Annotated in this window: 17 protein-coding genes; 8 read left to right on the forward strand and 9 right to left on the reverse strand. The window is 72.0% G+C overall.

The window, feature by feature from the left end; translation table 11 throughout:
• On the forward strand, positions 1-900 hold the full coding sequence (locus ACFFR3_RS16735) for an oxygenase MpaB family protein (RefSeq protein ID WP_379483401.1): 900 nt from the start codon (positions 1-3) through the stop codon (positions 898-900).
• A 79-nt stretch (positions 901-979) separates the two neighbouring features.
• Here the strand turns inward: ACFFR3_RS16735 and ACFFR3_RS16740 are convergent, their stop codons facing one another.
• From ACFFR3_RS16740 to ACFFR3_RS16750, 3 genes are all read right to left on the reverse strand, one after another.
• Entirely contained in the window at positions 980-1,819 is an 840-nt protein-coding gene (locus ACFFR3_RS16740) for a RecB family exonuclease (RefSeq protein ID WP_379483402.1), read from the reverse strand.
• 63 nt (positions 1,820-1,882) lie between these two features.
• Positions 1,883-2,599, reverse strand: a complete 717-nt coding sequence (locus ACFFR3_RS16745; protein WP_364926337.1) for an MBL fold metallo-hydrolase — start codon at positions 2,597-2,599, stop codon at positions 1,883-1,885.
• A 52-nt stretch (positions 2,600-2,651) separates the two neighbouring features.
• A complete protein-coding gene (locus tag ACFFR3_RS16750) occupies positions 2,652-3,278 on the reverse strand; it encodes a DUF6758 family protein (RefSeq protein ID WP_345389824.1) in 627 nt (208 codons plus the stop codon).
• Positions 3,279-3,352: 74 nt separating this feature from the next.
• Between ACFFR3_RS16750 and ACFFR3_RS16755 the strand changes: the two genes are divergently transcribed.
• Entirely contained in the window at positions 3,353-3,751 is a 399-nt protein-coding gene (locus ACFFR3_RS16755; RefSeq protein WP_364371323.1) for an NUDIX hydrolase, read from the forward strand.
• Between the two features lie 4 nt (positions 3,752-3,755).
• Here ACFFR3_RS16755 and ACFFR3_RS16760 read toward each other — a convergent pair whose 3' ends face one another.
• Together ACFFR3_RS16760 and ACFFR3_RS16765 are read right to left on the reverse strand one after the other, a co-directional pair.
• Positions 3,756-6,764: a WD40/YVTN/BNR-like repeat-containing protein gene (locus ACFFR3_RS16760; protein WP_379483403.1), complete on the reverse strand. Its 3,009-nt coding sequence runs from the start codon at positions 6,762-6,764 to the stop codon at positions 3,756-3,758.
• Between the two features lie 345 nt (positions 6,765-7,109).
• A complete protein-coding gene (locus ACFFR3_RS16765; RefSeq protein WP_364371329.1) occupies positions 7,110-8,081 on the reverse strand; it encodes a CPBP family intramembrane glutamic endopeptidase in 972 nt (323 codons plus the stop codon).
• A gap of 99 nt (positions 8,082-8,180) precedes the next feature.
• On the opposite strand from ACFFR3_RS16765, the gene ACFFR3_RS16770 reads away from it, so the two are divergent.
• Positions 8,181-8,897, forward strand: coding sequence for a hypothetical protein (locus tag ACFFR3_RS16770; protein ID WP_345389839.1), 717 nt, complete (start codon positions 8,181-8,183; stop codon positions 8,895-8,897).
• Positions 8,894-9,439 (forward strand): DUF6529 family protein, encoded by a 546-nt coding sequence (locus tag ACFFR3_RS16775; protein ID WP_364371335.1) that lies wholly within the window; start codon positions 8,894-8,896, stop codon positions 9,437-9,439. Before ACFFR3_RS16770 ends, ACFFR3_RS16775 begins: the two co-directional genes overlap by 4 nt.
• Here the strand turns inward: ACFFR3_RS16775 and ACFFR3_RS16780 are convergent.
• Positions 9,429-10,361 carry an HpcH/HpaI aldolase/citrate lyase family protein gene (locus ACFFR3_RS16780; RefSeq protein WP_379483404.1) on the reverse strand — a complete coding sequence of 311 codons (933 nt, stop codon included), beginning with the start codon at positions 10,359-10,361 and terminating at the stop codon, positions 9,429-9,431. The genes ACFFR3_RS16775 and ACFFR3_RS16780 overlap by 11 nt on opposite strands.
• Positions 10,362-10,408: 47 nt before the next feature.
• Between ACFFR3_RS16780 and ACFFR3_RS16785 the strand changes: the two genes are divergently transcribed.
• Positions 10,409-10,819: a hypothetical protein gene (locus tag ACFFR3_RS16785; protein WP_345389845.1), complete on the forward strand. Its 411-nt coding sequence runs from the start codon at positions 10,409-10,411 to the stop codon at positions 10,817-10,819.
• Positions 10,820-10,826: 7 nt separating this feature from the next.
• On the opposite strand, the gene ACFFR3_RS16790 is transcribed toward ACFFR3_RS16785, so the two are convergent.
• On the reverse strand, positions 10,827-11,774 hold the full coding sequence (locus ACFFR3_RS16790; RefSeq protein ID WP_364371344.1) for an EamA family transporter: 948 nt from the start codon (positions 11,772-11,774) through the stop codon (positions 10,827-10,829).
• Positions 11,775-11,870: 96 nt separating this feature from the next.
• On the opposite strand from ACFFR3_RS16790, the gene ACFFR3_RS16795 reads away from it, so the two are divergent.
• From ACFFR3_RS16795 to ACFFR3_RS16805, 3 genes are all read left to right on the forward strand, one after another.
• Positions 11,871-13,082 (forward strand): magnesium transporter MgtE N-terminal domain-containing protein, encoded by a 1,212-nt coding sequence (locus ACFFR3_RS16795; protein ID WP_345389848.1) that lies wholly within the window; start codon positions 11,871-11,873, stop codon positions 13,080-13,082.
• Complete coding sequence (locus ACFFR3_RS16800) at positions 13,072-13,596, forward strand: DUF1003 domain-containing protein (RefSeq protein ID WP_345389851.1); 525 nt, start codon at positions 13,072-13,074, stop codon at positions 13,594-13,596. Before ACFFR3_RS16795 ends, ACFFR3_RS16800 begins: the two co-directional genes overlap by 11 nt.
• Positions 13,597-13,750: 154 nt before the next feature.
• Entirely contained in the window at positions 13,751-14,887 is a 1,137-nt protein-coding gene (locus tag ACFFR3_RS16805; RefSeq protein WP_364371348.1) for an Mrp/NBP35 family ATP-binding protein, read from the forward strand.
• Between the two features lie 68 nt (positions 14,888-14,955).
• Here the strand turns inward: ACFFR3_RS16805 and ACFFR3_RS16810 are convergent, their stop codons facing one another.
• Together ACFFR3_RS16810 and ACFFR3_RS16815 are read right to left on the reverse strand one after the other, a co-directional pair.
• The gene (locus ACFFR3_RS16810; RefSeq protein WP_364371351.1) at positions 14,956-15,321 is read right to left on the reverse strand and encodes a sec-independent translocase; all 366 of its coding nucleotides are present in this window, start codon (positions 15,319-15,321) and stop codon (positions 14,956-14,958) included.
• A 322-nt stretch (positions 15,322-15,643) separates the two neighbouring features.
• Positions 15,644-17,629, reverse strand: a complete 1,986-nt coding sequence (locus tag ACFFR3_RS16815) for a S1C family serine protease (RefSeq protein ID WP_379483405.1) — start codon at positions 17,627-17,629, stop codon at positions 15,644-15,646.
• Positions 17,630-17,722 lie beyond the last annotated feature (93 nt).

Consider the following 17,722-nt stretch of genomic DNA (forward strand, 5'->3'; position numbering starts at 1 on the left):
ATGACCGACCTCGTCGTTCAGCCGCCGCAGAGCGCCACCTGGCAGGTGCATCTCGACCGGTCGATGTGGGTGGGGGGCGTACGCGGCCTGATGTTGCAGGCGCTGCACCCGCTGGCGATGCTCGGCGTCTGGCAGAACTCGAACTTCCAGGACGACCCGTTCGGACGGCTGCGGCGCACGGCCGACTTCGTGGGGCGGGTGACGTTCGGCAGCCCTGAGGAGGCCGACGAGATCGGCCGCCGGGTGCGCGGCATCCACAGGACGCTGCGCATCCGCGACCCCGAGACGGGCAGGACGCACCGGGTGGACGACCCCGAGCTGCTGCTGTGGGTGCACTGCGCGGAGGTGTCGTCGTACCTGGAGGTGGCCAGGCGCGGCGGGCTCGGGCTCACCGAGCGGCAGGCCGACCGCTACCTGCGCGAGCAGCGCACGAGCGCCGGGTACGTGGGGCTGCACCCCGAGGACGTGCCGGGCTCGTGCGCGGAGCTGGCGGCCTACTTCAAGCAGGTACGCCCTCAGCTGCGGGTGACGCCGGAGGCGGTGTCGGCCGTGCGGTTCCTGCTGTGGCCGAAGCTGCCGCGCGAGCTGCGCCTGCTGTCACCCGGTAAGCCGGTCTACTTCCCGTTCGGCGCGCTGTGCTACTACACGCTGCCTGGCTGGGCCAGGCGGATGTACGGCCTGCTGCCCGAGGTGCCGCAGGCCACGGTGACGGCCGCGCTGAAGACGTTCAGGCTGGGGCTGAACTCGCTGCCCGAGCCCGTGCACGACCTGGCCTTCATGCCGGCCACGCGCCGCATGTTGCAGGGCGCGCGGGAACGCCTCGGCGCGGCGGGCTACGACGTCGGCAAGGGACTCAAGGGCCTCACCGACCCCCGCCGCTGGCCGAAGACCGCCGCCTGAGCCCGCCGCACGCCCAGCAGCCGGCACAGCGGGCGTCGCGGCGGGTGTCACAGTGGGTGCCACAGCGGGCGGCGGCCGGTCATTCGGCGAGGCCGTCCCAGGGCTGGCGATCAGGGCCGGCCGCCTGGCCTTCGGGGCAGTGGCGGCGGAAGTCGCACCAGGAGCAGATGGGCCCGGGGTTGGGCGCGAACAGCTTGTCGACGGCGGCGGGCACCTGCGCGGGCCCGACCGGCTGCCGGTCGGCGGGCGCGCGCCGGGCGCCCTGCGGCGTGGCGACGGCCTCGCGGTAGCGGTCGTCGGCCTCGGCGGCCTCCATGGCCATCTCTTCCGCGCGCGCGATGTGGCGGGCCAGCGACTCTTCGGTGTGGCGCCACTCGACGATCTCGCCCGTTGGCAGGTGGTGCAGCTCGACCGTGCGGCACGGGGTGCGCATCATGGTCGACGCGGCCACGGCGTAGGTGGCCAGGGCCAGCGAGGAGCGGGCGTCGTCCTGGGTGAGCGGGCGGCGGCCGGTCTTGTAGTCGACGACCACCAGCTCGTCACCGCGCCGGTCGAGGCGGTCGATGCGGCCGGACAGCGCGATGACCTTGGTCCGCGTGGCGACCGTGCGCTCGACGCCGACCGGGTCGTCCGAAGGATCCAGAGTCGCGACATATCCGGACACGAGGTCGCGGGCCCTGCCCAGCCACCGCCCCGACTGCTCGGCGTCCCTGAACCCCTCGGTGATCCACCCGTTGGTCAGCAGGACGGCGGCCGTCAGCGGCGTGCGGCGCTCGTACGGCTCGCGCCACCACCCCGCCAGCGCGTTGTGGACGCTCGCGCCCACGCTGTTGTGCGCCCACGCCGGGCCCTTGGAGGGCTGCGGCCGGTCCAGATAGGTGAACCGGTAGCGGCGGCGGCAGTCGAGCCAGGTGTTCAACCGCGACGGCGTGCACGAATAGAGCCGCCGCGGCATCCCTTCGAGCGGAAGCTGCCCCTGCACCTAGTCGTCGCCCGGGCTGAGCGAGATGCCGGAGATCTTGGTGCCGTCGCTGAGCGGCCCCTCGCTCTCGGGCTCGGTGGTGCTCCTGGTCAGCGAGCCGGACACCCAGTCGTCGAAGTGCGGCTCCAGGTCGCCGACCGTGACCTCGTCACCGTGGACGGGCAGCACCCGCGTCTCGGCCGGCAGCGTGAACAGCCGCCCGCCGATCGAGGTGAGCTGGTCGGCCAGGGCTGGGTATTCGCCGCCCAGCTTGCCGGGGCCGTCGGCCTGCAGGGCCTTGCCGGTGAAGACGGCCTTGAGACCCTCGGAGTAGAGCGACACGCCGCCGGGCGTGACTCCGGGCGTCTCCATGACGTCGAGCTGGACGTCGGCCACCTCGAAGATGCCGTCGTCCTCCATGTCGATGTCGGGCCAGGTCTCCCGCCAGGTCTCCCGCCACAGGGGCTTGTCCTTGGGGTGCAGGGCCACCACGGCCTCGTCCCTGCTGGCCACCTCGATGGCCGCGGAGACGTGGTCGGGCAGGCCCGCCGTGCAGATGACGGCGAGCACCTCGCGCTCGCCCACCTGCTCCAGGATCTTCTCGGCGTCACGCGCCGCGTCGATGACGATGACCTCGTCGTCGTCACCCACGATCCAGGTGTTGTTCTCGACCTTGTGCTCGGTGCCGTCGATCTCGACGACACCCTCGGTCACCACTCGCTCGATACGCGCTGTCACGCCTCCGAACTCTAGCCCGTCTGCCTGGCAGAGCGAATCTCGATCGCGCGTCCTAATCCTCAAGTCTGGGTGAGAACGCCCCGAACGGCACATCCAGGTCGTGGTCACGGGCGTCGATCAGGGACAGCTCGGCGAGCGCGATCACACATCCGGCGTCCGCCGGCCAGGCGATGGCCCACAGCCAGTTGCCCATGGCCTCGCCCGCGTACACGGCTCGGTCGTCCTGGCCGTCCACGCACCACAGCGCGGTGGGATGGCCGAGTACGGCGATCTTCGCGTTGGGCGGCCCCGCGTCGAACCCCTCGCCGGGGTCGGGCCCGTCGAGGCCGGCGAACCCCGCGCCGATGCCGACGCCCGGCTCCTCGGCCACGATGATCAGGTCGGCGGGCCCCTCCATCAGCGAGGGCCCGCTCAGCGCCACCAGGCTGGCGCGCCCTCCCGTACGCTGATCGCCCACCTCCCCGAACCCCGTCACCAGCCATCCGGCGGGCAACGGCCAGGGCAGCCACACGGGCACGACCGAGCTCTTGCGGATCGCCTCCAGCGCGGTGCTGGTCGGCGGCCACGGAGGCTGGTACGGCAGGACGTCACCGTGCGTGTCGCATCGATACGCACTCGACCAGGCGCTCGGCCCGTGAAGCGGGCCAAAACACCGCGGGCAGGTTGGAGCCGCTCTCACAAGTACCCACGGTGCGTTCTCCGGTACGGCCCCGTCAAGACGGCTCCTCGTTATCGCGTCGTAATCTTGGTCATGTGCGCGTAAATTGTGTCGGAGCGATCATTTTCGACGGCTCTGACCGGCTGCTGCTCGTCCAGCGCGGTCATCCGCCCGGCATGGGGTCGTGGTCGATCCCCGGCGGCCGCCTGGAGCCCGGCGAGACGGACGAGGCGGGGCTGCGGCGCGAGGTGCTGGAGGAGACCGGGCTGCGCGTGCGGGTGGGCCGCCTGGCCGGCACGGTGGAGCGGCCCGGGCCCGGCGGGGTGACGTACGTGATCCGCGACTATCTCGCGACCGTCGCCGGCGGCGTCGCCAGGGCCGGTGACGACGCCGCGGACGTGCGCTGGTGCGGCCGCGCCGATCTGGCGCGGCTACCGCTGACCGAGGGCCTGCTGGAGTCGCTGACCGAGTGGGACGCGCTCCCCCGGGTCTGATCCTCTACCTGCTGGACGTGAGGCTGGAGGTCCACAGGATCAGGTGGTCCGCGTCGTACGTCGTGGACCGCCCGAGCGCCACCACCTCCGTGCCCGCCACCGCCACCGCCGACAGCCACTGCGCGCCCTGACCGGCCAGCCGGTCCTTGGTGAGCTCCATGCGGCTCCAGGCCAGCCCGTCCTGGGACGTCCAGGCCGCGCTGTCGCCCTCGCCCTGCGTGCCGTGCCAGCCGACCGCCACCAGGCCCTCGTCGGCCGCCGCGAGGTCGTAGACGCCGGCCGCGCGCTCGGCGGGCAGCCAGGTGGTCTGCCAGCTCTCGCCGTCGTCGTCGGAGACCGCGGCGAACGCCCGGCGCGCGCCGTCGGCCGGCGCCGTGCCGATCGCGACGAGCCTGCCCTGGTGCACCACGATCCGCCGGAGCCCCGCGGACGTGGCGCCGGGTGGCGCCGCGGGCTCGCGGGCCCGCCAGTTGAGTCCGTCCTCCGAGTGCCAGACCACGGCGTCCTCGCGGTCGCCTGTCCCCTTGCCGCCGACCGCCACGAACCCGTCGCCGACCGCGACCACGTCGTGGACGCGGACGCCTGCGCCGCCCTGCGGCAGCTTCTCCGAGCGCGTGTACTTGCGCGTGTCGGGCGTGAACCACATCGCCGCGCCGGTCACGCCCGCCTGGTCGCGCGCCTCGCCGGCCACCACGTAGCCCTTCTTGCCCGCGGTGACGACGTGGGTCCGCAGGTAGGGGTCGTTCTGGGGGCGGGCCAGGTCGCCGGTGACGTTCACCCGCTTCCAGTTCTCGCCGTCCTGCGAGGTGACGAGGAGGGGGTCGGTGAGCGAGACGTTCGTCTGGGTGCCGCCGACGGCGAGCCAGCCGCGGGCGCCGTGGGCGACGTCCTCCAGCGTCTGCCGGCCGGGGCCGCCCAGGCTCATCGACTTCCAGCTCTGCCAGTTCCTGATCGTCCACAGGCCGGCGTCGCCCGAGGCCGAGCCGACGGCGACGTACCTGCCGTCGTACGCGGCCAGCGCGTTGGTCTCGCGGGCCATCCTGGTCAGGCCCTCGACGTCGCCGAGGCGTACCTGTGTGGCGGACCCCCGCTGCGGCGCGGCCATGAGCACGAGCTGGTTGTCCACGTCGGACGCCGCCCGGTCGCCGCCGGCGAACAGCGTGCCGCCCTCCGCGATCGTGAACCCGCGCAGCGTCGCCCCCGTCAGGTCACCGAGGTCGGCCCGCTTGTCCCAGTCGCGCCCGTCCGAGCTGGTCAGCACCGAGTAGCCGCCGATGCCGGCCGGCGCGATGGCCGCCACGCCCGACGGGTACGCGATCAGCGACTCCACGCCGGTGCTCGCGGCGTCGAGACCGCGGATGGAGCCGCACTGCGACCACTGCGCGCCGGTCGGCGAGCAGTAGACGCGGACGTCCCCCTCGACCGTCCGCCGCCGTGTCGGCACCAGCACGAACCGCTCGGGCAGCGCCGCCACCGTGCCCGCCCGTGGGTCGGCCGCCTCGGGGAGCTGGAAGCCGGTCGCCTGCCAGGCGCGACCGCCGTCGGCCGATCGGAGCACCCGCGATCCCTCGCCGTCCGCGGGTACTCCGATGGCCACGACCGTGTCGCCCTTGGCCACGACGGCCCTGAGCTCACGGACGCCTGGCTCGCTCAGCTCGGCGCGCTCCCAGGCGGCGCCGTCGGCCGAGCGCCACGCCGCCGGGGCCGTGCCGCCACCAGGACCGCCGCCCGCGCCCCTGGTGCGGCCGACCGCGACGAAGCCGGACTTCGTGCGCGCGATGTCCGCGATCTGGTCGCCATCCTTGAAAGCGCCGAGGCGCGACGACGGCACGGCCGTCCAGCTGTAGCCGTCGGTGCTGGTCCACAGGCCGCGCTCGCCGGTGGTCTCGTCGCCGCCGCTGGCCAGCCAGCGCCCGTCGCCGCCGACGACCCGGCGTACGGTGGGGGTGGCCGAGGTGCCGTTGACCTGGCCGAGCTGCCAGCGCTTGCCGCCGTCGGGCGAGAACAGGAAGAGCGGGCGCGGGGTCGGGCTGGTCGTGTCGCTGCCGACCGCCACCACCGCCTTGCCCACCGAGGTCATGTCGTTGAGCTTCTGGTTGACGCCGTCGCCCGCGGCGGGGACGGTGAACAGCTCGTCGCCCGACCGCCCCGTGCCCGCCTCCAGGCGCAGCGCGGGGGCCTCGTCGCCGGCCCACTGCCACACCAGCACGCCGGTGGCCACCAGCATGGCGGCGGCCACGGTGAGCACGACGGGGACGGCCCTGCTGCCCCTGCGCACCGGCCCCGCGCGGCGGATCGCGGACGGCGCCGGGCCTCTGTGGTGGCGTCCGCCCTGCGGGCGTGCGGGGCCGGCCGCGACCAGCAGGTCGGGACGGGTCGGGCGGCCCGCCGGTGGGCGTCCCACCCGCCGCACCTCTTCCTCGCCGCTCTCCTGCTCGGGCGGGGTGTCGCGCGACGGGATCGGATAGACCAGCCGGTACGGCGGCGGCTCACGGTCCGCACGAGCACCGGCCTCACCGCCGGACAGCGGCGGACGGTCCTCACCCCGCGCCTCGCCGCCGGACAGCGGCGGACGGTCCGCACCCCGCGCCTCGCCTGCGGAGAGTGGCGGACGGTCCTCACCTCGCGCCTCGCCTGCGGAGAGTGGCGGACGGTCCTCACCCCGCGTCTCGCCGCGCCCCTGGGCGGGAGCGTCCTGGGCGGGGGCCTTCTGGACGGGAGAGTCCTGGGCGGGAGCCTCCTGGACGGGCACGCCGGGGGCCGCGGCCAGCGGCTGGGTGACCTCGCCTGGGCGGCGCTCCTGGCCGGACTGCTCCCGGCCCGGGCGGCTCTCCTGGCCTGGCCGCTCCCCGCTGAGCGGGCCGCCGGCGACCAGCTTGTCCGGCCGGTTGACGACGCGGCGCGGCCGGCGGCGCGGCTCCACGTCGGGCTCGGCCGTCGGCGAGCTGTACGGCCGCCGTCCCTTGGGCGGCTCGGGCTCCTCGTCGGGGATGGGGGCGGCGAAGGGCGGCATGCCCCACGGAGAGGCCAGGGGCAGCCCTCTGGCCCGATCGTCGGTGGGACCGGGCGGCGAATGGCTGATCCTGGGTTCTTCGGCAGGCGGCTGGGGGTCGGACGATCCCTCGGTACGGGGCTCGTCGTCTTCCGGCGATCGCCGTGGCGGTTCGCTGGGGCCGGAGGCCACGCGCCGTACCTCCTAGTCGGACTAGTCGTACAGGTCGTTCCAGGCCGCTGTCGCGGACCGTTCCAGGGAGGTCCGGGCGGGAGCCCTCGCCGTCCCTGACAGCATCCAGACCAGCATGACTCAGCCGGAATAGCGAGACCTCTCTAGCGAGATTCCCCGCACCTTCCGCCCGATTTATTGCGAAATAGTGCTAATCGACCGCTTTTTGGCTAGATACATCACACCAAACGCATACACCCCGAGCTGCACCACGGTTCCCGCCAACGCCTGCCAGGGCACCGGCGTCTTCGCCTGATCCAGGGCGTCCTGGAGCTGGCCCGCGGCGGCGCTCATGCTGAAGGCGATGACGTTGTTGAGCACGTGCAGCGCGATCGCCGCCTCCAGCCCTCCGGTACGCACGCTCAGCCACCCCATGATCGCCCCGAACGCGAACACGTCGACCAGCCCGGCCCACGAATAACCGTGCACCGAGGCGAACAGCACCGCCCCGATGAGGATCGACCAGACGGGGTTGCGCACGTGGGCGCCGACGGCTTGGATGAACCAGCCGCGGAACATGTACTCCTCGGCCGCCGCCTGGAAGGGCACCAGCAGCACGATCACGACGAGCAGCGGCAGGAAGACGTCCCATCCGGCCCAGCCGAACAGCTCGGTGTCCAGGCCGGCCGAGGACAGCACGGCGTACTGAGCGAGCTGCCCGAGCACCATCGCGAGCAGCCCCAGCGCCGCGCAGCGCAGCAGCCACGTCCAGCGCAGCCGCCCGGCCACGGACGACAGCGTCCCAGGAGGGCGCCGCTGGACGAGCGCCGCCGTGCCGAACACCAGCGGCAGCACGAGCGCGAGCCCGAGCAGCGTCATGGCCAGCCCGGTGGGCGTGCCCTTCGGCACCCCGTTCGGCAGGAACGGCTGCGGCAGGCCGAACAGGGTCGTCACGATGGAGAACGCCAAGACCACCACGACGTTGATGAGCACGAACGCGACCGCCACGATGATCGTGCCGACGATCGCCTGCCACGGCCGCGTCGCGGGGTTCCTCGCCAGGTGGTCGTAACGGGCCCCGCGCGGGATCGGCAGGAACCAGGACGGCTGCGGAGGCGGATACGGATAGCCGCCGTGCGGAAATTGGGGCCCTGGTTTCTCCTGCATCTCCCTATTCTGTCCGCCCCATGCGCAATAGTTCACAGACGGGGCCGGAATTTAGGCGGATGCTCAGAGCCATAGACATTTCGACCCTGGGAGCAGTCCATGTCGTCACGGCTGGGACCTGTCATCACCCTCACGACGGGCGCGGTGCTCGCCGTGGGGCTGGGTGTCGCCAGCATCACCGCGGCACCGGCGGCGCAGGAGGCCGCCAATACGCGTACGAACACCGCCACTGAGACGCCCGCCGCCGAAGCGAGCGCACCTGAGGAGAGCGCCGCCCCGGCGTCGCCCTCCCCCACGGCCACCGAGCCGAAGAAGATCGAGAAGGCCGACTACGGCGGCCGGGTCAAGGGCAACGGCGCCCTGATCGCCATCTCCATCAGGAACGGCAAGGCCGTCGGCTACTTCTGCGACGGCCGCACCGAGGCCTGGTTCAAGGGCTCGGGGACGGCCGGCGAGCTGCGGCTCAAGGGCGTCGCCAACGCCCGTTCCACGGTCAAGGCGGAGCTGGGCGGCGGACGGGCCGAGGGCACGGTCACGGTCGCCGGCAGACGCTGGACCTTCGAGGCGCCCACCGTGGAGAAGCCGTCGGGCCTCTACCGGGCCACCGCCATCGTCAGGGGCGCGCGGTTCCGGGCCGGCTGGATCATGGTCAGGAACCCGGCCGGCGGCTACTACCAGGTCGGCGCCGCGTTCGCGGGCGAGGAGCAGCTCGACGTCCCCGAGCTCGACAGCGGGCAGCCGACCGCGCCCATCACGGTCGAGGGCACGACCGTCTACCCCAAGGACGCCGACTCCTTCGTCGAGGAGATGCAATGACCGCCATCCCCCAGCGGCCCTCCCGCGGCCTGACCCCGTTGCTGGTGCCGCTGCTCGCGGGCGGCCTCGTGGTGCTCGCGCTCGGCGTGTACGGCCGCGCGCACACGCCGACCGGTTTCGCGGTCGGCGTGGCCGGCTTCTCCGGCGCGCTGACGATGAAGGTGTGGCTGACGACGGGCGCGTTCGTGCTCGCTATCGTGCAGGTCGTCTCTGCGCTGTCGATGTGGGGCAGGCTCGGGGTCACCATCCCGCCCGGCGTGCACCGCTGGTCGGGACGGCTGGCGTTCCTGCTCACGATCCCGGTCGCCTTCCACTGCCTGTACGCGCTCGGCCTGCAGTACGACGTGCCGAGGGTGCTCGCTCACTCGCTGCTCGGCTGCTTCTTCTACGGCCTGTTCACCGCGAAGATGCTGGCCCTGCCCAAGCAGGGCACGCCGGGCTGGACGCTGCCGGTCTTCGGCGGGCTGGCGTTCACGGCGCTGGTCGGGCTCTGGCTGACCTCGTCGTTCTGGTTCTTCACCGCCATCGGCATCAAGGTGTGAACCGTCTCGTCCTGCTCAACCCGGCCGCCCGCCCCTTGGCGGCCACGACGAGCGCCATCTTCCTGCTGGCCTCGTCGATCATCTCGTCGCCCAGCATGACCGCGCCGCGCTTCTCCACGGTGGTGTAGTGCTCGTACGCCTCCAGGATGAGCTCGGCGTGGTCATAGTCCTCCTGCGACGGCGAGAACACCTCGTTGGCCGCGTCGACCTGCGCGGGGTGCAGCACCCACTTGCCGTCGAAGCCCAGCGCCGCGGCGCGCATCGCGACCCTGCGGAAGCCGTCGACATCCTTGATCTGCAGGTAGGGGCCGTCGATGACCTGCAGGTCGTGCATCCTCGCGGCCATCAGCAGCCGCATGAGGATGTAGTGGTAGGCGTCGCCCTCGGCGTAGCCGGGCGGCTGCTCGCCGACGACGAGCGTGCGCATGTTGATGGAGGCCATGAAGTCGGCCGGGCCGAACACCAGCGTCTCCAGCCGTTTCGACGACCCGGCGATGGCGTCGGCGTTGACCAGGCCGCGGGCGTTCTCGATCTGCGCCTCTATGCCGATGCGGCCGACCTCGTAGCCCATGGTCTTCTCGATCTGGGTGAGCAGCGTGTCGAGCCAGACGACCTCGGTGGAGTCCTGCACCTTGGGCAGCATGACGCAGTCGATGAAGTCCCCCGCCCCCTCCACGACCTCGATCACGTCGCGGTAGGTCCATTGCGTGGTCAGGTCGTTGACCCTGACCACCCGCGTCTTGCCGGCCCAGTCGCCCTCGCGCAGGGCGGCGACGATGTTGACCCGCGCCTCCTCCTTGGCGAGCGGGGCGACGGAGTCCTCCAGGTCGAGGAAGACCTCGTCCACGGGCAGGGCCTGGGCCTTCTCCAGGAACCGGGGGTTGCTGCCTGGCACGGCGAGCACCGAACGTCGTGAGCGCATGCGCTCAACCTACTCGTGGCCTGCTTTCTGCGGTTACAGTCGTGCTTGTGAGCGAGCAGCCTGTGAGCACCGTGCCGGCCGCGGCCGTCGAGGAGGGCGCGAAGAAGTCGGGCATCCTCTGGCTCGCCCTCGACCGTCCGCGCCTGGCCTGGCACGCCTGGCACGACGGCGCCGTCTACCTCGTCTCAGGCGGCGCCGAGCAGCAACTTCCCGGTCTTGAGTCGCTCGACCGGGTGCGGGTGACGCTGCGCAGCAAGGACAACGGGGCGCGGCTCGCGGAGTTCGAGGCGACGGTCGAGGCAGTCGATCAGACCGCGGCGGACGACGCGGCGGCCGACGCGGCGGCCGACGCGGTGGCGGTGCTCGCCAAAGAGCGGCTCAACGCCCGTGACACCGAGCACCTGGCCGAGCGCTGGGCCCGCGAGTCCACCGTCTGGCGCCTCACCCCGCTGCTCTGACCTCCTATTACGGGGTCACAGGCACCGGCTCTGGCTCCGGCCCGAGCTCCGGCTTGGTGGCCGCGGTGGCGGTCTGGGCGAGCAGCGCGCCGCCGATCACGATGAGCCCGCCGAAGATCTGGAACGCGCCGAGCGTCTCCCCCACCAGCGCCCACGCCACGACGGCGCCGAAGATCACCTCCAGGGACGCCACGGTCGCGCCGACCGCGGCCGACAGCCGCCGCACGGCGTTCACGCCCAGGATGTACGCGACCACGGTGGCGACGAGCACCATCCACAGGTACGCCCCCAGGACCGGCAGCGCGAACCCGCCCTCGGGAGAGGCGGTGGCCGTGAAGGCGCTCCAGGGGATGTCCCACGGCCGGGCGAACGGGATCAGCACCACGGCCGCCCCCGTCATGCCCCACGCGATGAGGCCAAGAGGGTCGATCTCATCGCTGAAGCTATCGTTCATCAGGAAATATCCGGCGCAGCACGCCCCGGCCAGCAGGCCGAGCAGCAGGCCCAGCGCGTCCAGGCGCAGCCCCTGCCACGCCTCGACGACGATGCCGAGCCCCACGACCGCGACGACGGCGCCCACGTACGCGGCCCTGGCCAGGCGTACCTTGCGGATGACCCGCACCCACGCCACCACCATCACCGGCGCCATGAACTCCAGCAGCAGCGCGATCCCCACCGGCAGCCGGGTGATCGCCACGAAGTAGAGCGCCTGCACGCCGGCGACGGCCATGATCGCGTACAGGCCGACGAAAGGCATCATGGAGCGCGGGATCCGCAGCGCGCGGGGCCGCACCAGGGCCAGCACGGCCACCAGCAGCAGCCCGGCGCCCGCCATGCGCGTCCACACCGCCTCGATCGGCGCCAGCCCGGCCGCGATGAGGTATTTCGCCATCGGCCCGGAGAACGCGAAACAGCACGAGCTCACGAACGCGAGCGCCAGCCCCGCATACCTCATCGCACACCACCTGCAGCGTAATCACCGTTTAGCAGGTTTGATACTGACACGTACCGCGTCCCTGGCGCAACGGAGCCCCGCTGTTAGCCTGGCCACGTGAAGATCTTCGTGGCCCGCCTGCCGGGGACCCCGGTCTTCGACCCGGCGGGCGACCAGATCGGCCGCGTCAGGGACGTCGTGGTCGGGCTGCGCATCGGCCGCCGGCCCACCGTCCACGGGTTCGTGGTGGAGGTGCAGCCGCGCCGCCGCGTCTTCCTGCCCATCACCCGCCTGGTCCGCATCGAGGCCGGCTCCGTCGTCTTCACCGGGCGGCTCAACATGCGCAGGTTCGAGCAGCGCGCCACCGAGACGCTGGTCATCGGCGAGATGCTCGACCTCACCGTGACCGTCGAAGGCCAGCCGATGACCGTCTACGACGTCGCCATGGAGGAGATCAAGCCGTCCGTCTGGGAGATCACCAAGGTCGCCGTCTACAAGCGCAGGCGGCGCGACCCGCGCATCGTCGCCTGGCAGGAGGTGTCCGGGTTCGACACGCTGCAGAAGGACCAGGGCGCCGCCGGGCTGATCGCCGCGTTCGAGTCCCTGCGCGCCGCCGACATGGCCAGCGCCCTGCACGACCTGCCCAGCAAGCGCCGGCTGGAGATCGCCCGCGCGCTCAACGACACGCGCCTCGCCGACGTGCTGGAGGAGCTGCCGCCCGACGACCAGATCGGCATCCTCAGCATCCTGGAGCCCGAGCGGGCCGCCGTCGTCCTGGAGGAGATGGGGCCCGACGACGCCGCCGACCTGCTGCACGACCTGCCCGACCAGCAGGCGGCCCAGCTCCTCGCGCTGATGGAGCCCGAGGAGGCGGAGCCGGTGCGGCGGCTGCTGACGTACCCGGAGACCAGCGCGGGCGGCGTGATGACCAGTGAGCCCGTCATCCTGCCGCCCACCTCCACCGTCGCGGAGGCGCTCGCCCACATCAGGCAGCAGGACCTCACGCCCGCCGTAGCCGCCCAGGTCTACGTCACCAGGCCGCCCACCGAGACGCCGACGGGCACGTACCTGGGGGTGGCGCACTTCCAGCGGCTGCTGCGCGAGCCGCCGTCCACGCTGCTCGGCGGCGTGCTCGACCCCTCGATCGACCCGATCAAGCCGGAGTTCACGCTGCGCGAGGTCACCTACTACCTGGCCAACTACAACCTCGTGGCGGCGCCCGTCGTGGACGAGCTGGGCCACCTGGTCGGGGCTGTGACCGTGGACGACGTGCTCGACCACATGCTGCCCGAGGACTGGCGGGAGAGGGACGACGAGGATGACGACTGACCGGCTCGACCAGCCGCGGGCGCTGCGCCGTACGCTGCGGCCCCACTACGACCCCGAGGCGTTCGGGCGGCTGTCCGAGCGCATCGCCCGCTTCCTCGGCACCGCCAGGTTCATCGTCTACATGACGGTTTTCGTGTCGGTCTGGGTGTTGTGGAACGTGTTCGCGCCGCCGCACCTCAAGTTCGACCCGTACCCGTTCATCTTCCTCACGCTGATGCTCTCGCTGCAGGCGAGCTACGCCGCGCCGCTCATCCTGCTCGCCCAGAACCGCCAGGACGACCGCGACCGCATCCAGTACGAGCAGGACCGCGAGACCGCCGAGCGCAACCAGGCCGAGATCGAATACCTGACGCGCGAGATCGCCGGGCTGCGCCTCGCCATCAACGACGTGGCCACCCGCGACTACCTGCGCGCCGAGATGGGCCGGCTGCTCGACGAGCTGAAGGACACCGTCGCCGCGAGTCCAGGGGCCGCGCAGGACGGCCGTTCGTCGCGCACGGGGCACGCGGAGTAACCTTGAGACGCTGTTGCACAGACATCTAACAGTGCGGATTAACCCGGCGAGGCCGCTGGTTCATACCATGGAGGGGCATCCTCACCGGCGTCCCAGCGCCTGTCACACATAGACCGACTAAGGAGGGACGGCACTCCCTCGTGCCGAGACTTCGATGGCACCTACCCAGGAACTCGTGACGGCCGCGCTGTCCACCGTCATCGACCCCGAGATCCGTCGCCCGATCACGGACCTCGACATGGTCAAGAACATCGAGATCGCTCCCGACGGCTCGGTGCGCGTAGGCGTCTACCTCACGGTGGCCGGCTGCCCGATGAAGGACACCATCAGCCGCGACGTCACCGCCGCCGTCGCCAAGGTCGACGGCGTGACCGGCGTGCAGATCGAGCTCGACGTGATGAGCGCCGAGCAGCGCAAGACCCTGCAGACCAAGCTCAGGGGCGACCGCGGGCCCGAGAAGGAGATCCCGTTCAACCAGCCGGGCTCGCTCACCCGCGTCTTCGCGGTGGCCAGCGGCAAGGGCGGGGTCGGCAAGTCGTCCGTCACGGTCAACCTCGCCGCCGCCATGGCCTCCAACGGGCTCAAGGTCGGCATCGTCGACGCCGACATCTACGGCCACAGCATCCCCCGCATGCTGGGCGCCGCCGAGCGGCCCACCAAGGTCGAAGACATGATCATGCCGCCGGTGGCCCACGACATCAAGGTCATCTCGGTCGGCATGTTCAAGCCGCCGGGCAACACGCCGGTCGTCTGGCGCGGCCCCATGCTCGACCGGGCGCTGCACCAGTTCCTCGCCGACGTCTACTGGGGCGACCTCGACGTCCTCCTGCTCGACCTGCCGCCCGGCACCGGCGACATCGCCATCTCGGTCGCCCAGCGGCTGCCGGGGGCCGAGATCCTCGTCGTCACCACGCCCCAGATGGCCGCCGCCGAGGTCGCCGAGCGGGCCGGCTCCATCGCGGCGCAGACCCACCAGCAGATCGCCGGCGTCATCGAGAACATGGCGTGGCTGCCCTGCCCCCACTGCGACGAGCGCATCGCCGTCTTCGGCGAGGGCGGCGGCCAGACCGTCGCCGACGCGCTCACCCGCACGCTCGGCGCGCGCGTGCCGCTGCTCGGTCAGGTGCCCATCGACATGCGGCTGCGCGAGGGCGGCGACGAGGGCAAGCCGCTCGTGCTCACCGACCCCGACTCGCCGGCCGCGGCCGAGCTGCGCACGATCGCCGACGGGCTGAGCAAGCGCTCCTCCAGCCTCAAGGGCATGCAGCTGGGCCTCGCCCCGCGCCGCTGACCCTCACCCACGTCGGGCCCGCTCCCAGATTGCTCTGGGCGGGCCCGATGCGCGTCTGTGGAGGTCTGTCAGGTCGCTTCCGAGTCGTACGGGGGGATCTCGCCGAAGCCCAGCTCATCGACCGGCTCGGGCGTGTACGTGGCCGCCGCCGGCTCCAGCTCCTTCGGCTTGCCCTGGTTGTTCCAGTCGTCCTCGAGGTCGTCGAGGAGATGCTTGCGGACGAAGTTGCGCGGGTTGAGGTCGGCCGGGTCGAAGTTCTGGAACTCCGGGCCCAGACCGGCGCGCAGGTCGTCGCGCGCGCTGTTGGCCATCCGGCGCAGGTTGCGCAGGGTCTTGCCCGCCTGCGCGGCGGCCTGCGGCAGTTTTTCGGGACCGAAGACGAGCAGCGCGATCACGATCAGCGCTCCGATCTCCATCCACCCGAGTCCGAACACCGTGAGCTCCTACCGCAGTCCAACCTCTCCGAGGACAACCCCGGCCTATCCACAGACTAAGGGCTCCCGGCCGTGCCCGAGTCGCCCCCCCAGCCACAAATCCCCCAGCCCGCGAAAAGATCACCCACCCAGTACGAACAGCAACGCGCCGAGATCGGCACCGGCGAATGCGGGCAAGGACGCGCGTGGCGGCCGGATGGGCCGGCGAGACCGACGCCACTCCCCACTTCTTCGGGCCGCACCCCAAGAAGCGGGACGGGGTGCTGGAGGGCGTCGTTCGGGGTTGTCTTCCGCTCGACGCCCTTGCTCGATCAGCGCGCTGTCAGGAGGGCGTGGGGGCGGGCTCGTCGTCCGCCACGACGGTCAGGGTTGCGGTGCGGTCCTGGCCGTCGCGCTGGTACTTGACCTTGATCTTCGAGCCGGGCTCCTTGCTGCGGATCAGGGCGATGAGCTCGTTGCCGTCCTGGAGGGTGAGGCCGTCGATCTCCAGGATCACGTCGCCGGCCTTGAGACCGGCCTTGTCGGCGGGGCCGCCGGGGGTGACCGGCTGCTGGCCGGCCGCCGGTTCGGTGGCGATCTTGACGCCCTGGCCCCTGAAGTCCTTCTCCAGGACGATGCCGATCTTCGGACGCTTGGCCTTGCCGGTGGTGATCAGCTCTTCCGCCACCCGCCGCGTCTGGTTGACCGGGATCGCGAAGCCCAGCCCGATGCTGCCGCTCTGGCTGGTCATCGACCGGCCCAGGGTGGCGATCGCGGAGTTGACCCCGACGACCTCGCCCTTGCCGTTCACCAGCGGACCGCCGGAGTTGCCCGGGTTGATGGCGGCGTCGGTCTGGATGGCGCTGATGTACGCCGGCTCCTCGCTGCTGGTGCCGGTGTCGTCACCGGCGATGACCGGCCGGTTGAGCGAGCTGACGATGCCGGTCGTGACCGTACCGGTCAGGCCGAGCGGCGAACCGATCGCGATGACGGGGTCGCCCACGACGACCTGGTCGGAGTTGCCGAGCGTGATCTCCGGCGTCCCGAACGTCTCCTCAGGCTTGACCACCGCCAGGTCGGAGCCGGGGTCGCGGCCGACGATACGGGCCGTGGTGGTCTTGCGGTTGTTGAACATGATCCGGATCTCGCCGCCCTGTGCGGCCAGCGCGACGACGTGGTTGTTGGTGACCACGTAGCCGTTCTTGATGAGGAAGCCGGAGCCCGAGGCGCCCTCGGTGTTGCTGCCGTTGCCGACCTCCAGCGAGACCACGCTGGGCAGCACCCGGGCGGCCACGCCCGCGACGGAGTCGGGCGCGCGGTTGGTGGCGCCGGTGGGCAGCGGGCCCAGGCTGTAGGAGGGGTCGTTGGCGCTGCTGCTCGGCCGGGTGAGCAGGTAGGTGCCGACGCTGCCGAGCAGGGACGCCACCAGCGCGATGACCAGGGCCATGGCGATCAGGAACCCGGTGCGCGGCCCGCGGCCCGCGGCGCTCCCGTCCTTGCCGCCGGGCGGTGGCGGGGCCCAGCCGGGGCCCATGCCCATGGCCTGGCGCGGAGGCGGCGGCTGGGGCGGCCCGCCGTAGGAGTCGCCGTACGCACCGCCGCGCGGTCTCCCGTAGCCCGGGCCTTCGCCGGACGACCCGAACGGCGGCCCCTCGTACGAGCGGGCGCCCCCGTCGGGCGAGCCGAAGAACGGGCCGTCATAGGCCCGCGTGTCCCCGTTGGGCGGCCCGAAGGACGGCCCAGACGATGGCCCACCTGGCCCACCGGAACCGGGCGGCCCGAAGGAGGGGCCGGAGGAGTCGGGCGGGCCGAAAGAGGGGCCGCTGGAAGGGCCGGAGGAGTCCGGCGGGCCGAAGGACGGCCCAGAAGAGTCGGATCGGCCGAAAGACGGGCCAGAGGAGGGCCCGGAAGAGTCGGGCGGGCCGAAGGAGGGGCCTTCGTGGGAACGGGTCTCCGCGTCGGGCCGTCCGTAGACGGGGCCGTCGTAGGAGCGGGAGTCGGCGTCAGGGCGGCCGTAGGCAGGGCCTTCGTGGGAACGGTCCGGGGGGCCGAACGACGGCGCGCCGTACTGCGACCCCGTGCCCAGCGACCCCGTGCCCTGCGACCCCGTCCCCTGCGACCCCGTCCCCTGCGGCCCTGCCCCGCCGTACGGCGGCGAGCCGGAGCCCCCGGGGCGGCCTGACGGATCGCCCCACGACGAGCCGAAGGATGCGGGCGGCTCCGACCGCTGCTCGGACCGGTCGTCCGCGGGCAGGAAGTCAGGCCGCCCCTGTGGCTCGGGGGAGTCCGACGGTGTGCGTCCTTCTGCGGACCGCGTCTCGTCGGTCATCTAAGTCTCACCACTCCTTGGCTCGGCCACCGCAAATCCGGGCTCTTGCGGCATACGAGTGATCTAAAGCTTTTGTCAGGACTTGCCTGTGAC

This window comes from Nonomuraea salmonea, from assembly GCF_042428605.1.
Classification (GTDB): domain Bacteria; phylum Actinomycetota; class Actinomycetes; order Streptosporangiales; family Streptosporangiaceae; genus Nonomuraea; species Nonomuraea salmonea.

Excerpts from the sequence above, each read along its gene's own strand:
- ACFFR3_RS16735 (WP_379483401.1), top strand. The coding sequence starts at position 1 with ATGACCGACCTCGTCGTTCAGCCGCCGCAGAGCGCCACCTGGCAGGTG.
- ACFFR3_RS16760 (WP_379483403.1), bottom strand. The coding sequence starts at position 6,764 with ATGCCGCCCTTCGCCGCCCCCATCCCCGACGAGGAGCCCGAGCCGCCC.
- ACFFR3_RS16765 (WP_364371329.1), bottom strand. The coding sequence starts at position 8,081 with ATGCAGGAGAAACCAGGGCCCCAATTTCCGCACGGCGGCTATCCGTAT.
- ACFFR3_RS16770 (WP_345389839.1), top strand. The coding sequence starts at position 8,181 with ATGTCGTCACGGCTGGGACCTGTCATCACCCTCACGACGGGCGCGGTG.
- ACFFR3_RS16775 (WP_364371335.1), top strand. The coding sequence starts at position 8,894 with ATGACCGCCATCCCCCAGCGGCCCTCCCGCGGCCTGACCCCGTTGCTG.
- ACFFR3_RS16780 (WP_379483404.1), bottom strand. The coding sequence starts at position 10,361 with ATGCGCTCACGACGTTCGGTGCTCGCCGTGCCAGGCAGCAACCCCCGG.
- ACFFR3_RS16790 (WP_364371344.1), bottom strand. The coding sequence starts at position 11,774 with ATGAGGTATGCGGGGCTGGCGCTCGCGTTCGTGAGCTCGTGCTGTTTC.
- ACFFR3_RS16800 (WP_345389851.1), top strand. The coding sequence starts at position 13,072 with ATGACGACTGACCGGCTCGACCAGCCGCGGGCGCTGCGCCGTACGCTG.
- ACFFR3_RS16805 (WP_364371348.1), top strand. The coding sequence starts at position 13,751 with ATGGCACCTACCCAGGAACTCGTGACGGCCGCGCTGTCCACCGTCATC.
- ACFFR3_RS16815 (WP_379483405.1), bottom strand. The coding sequence starts at position 17,629 with ATGACCGACGAGACGCGGTCCGCAGAAGGACGCACACCGTCGGACTCC.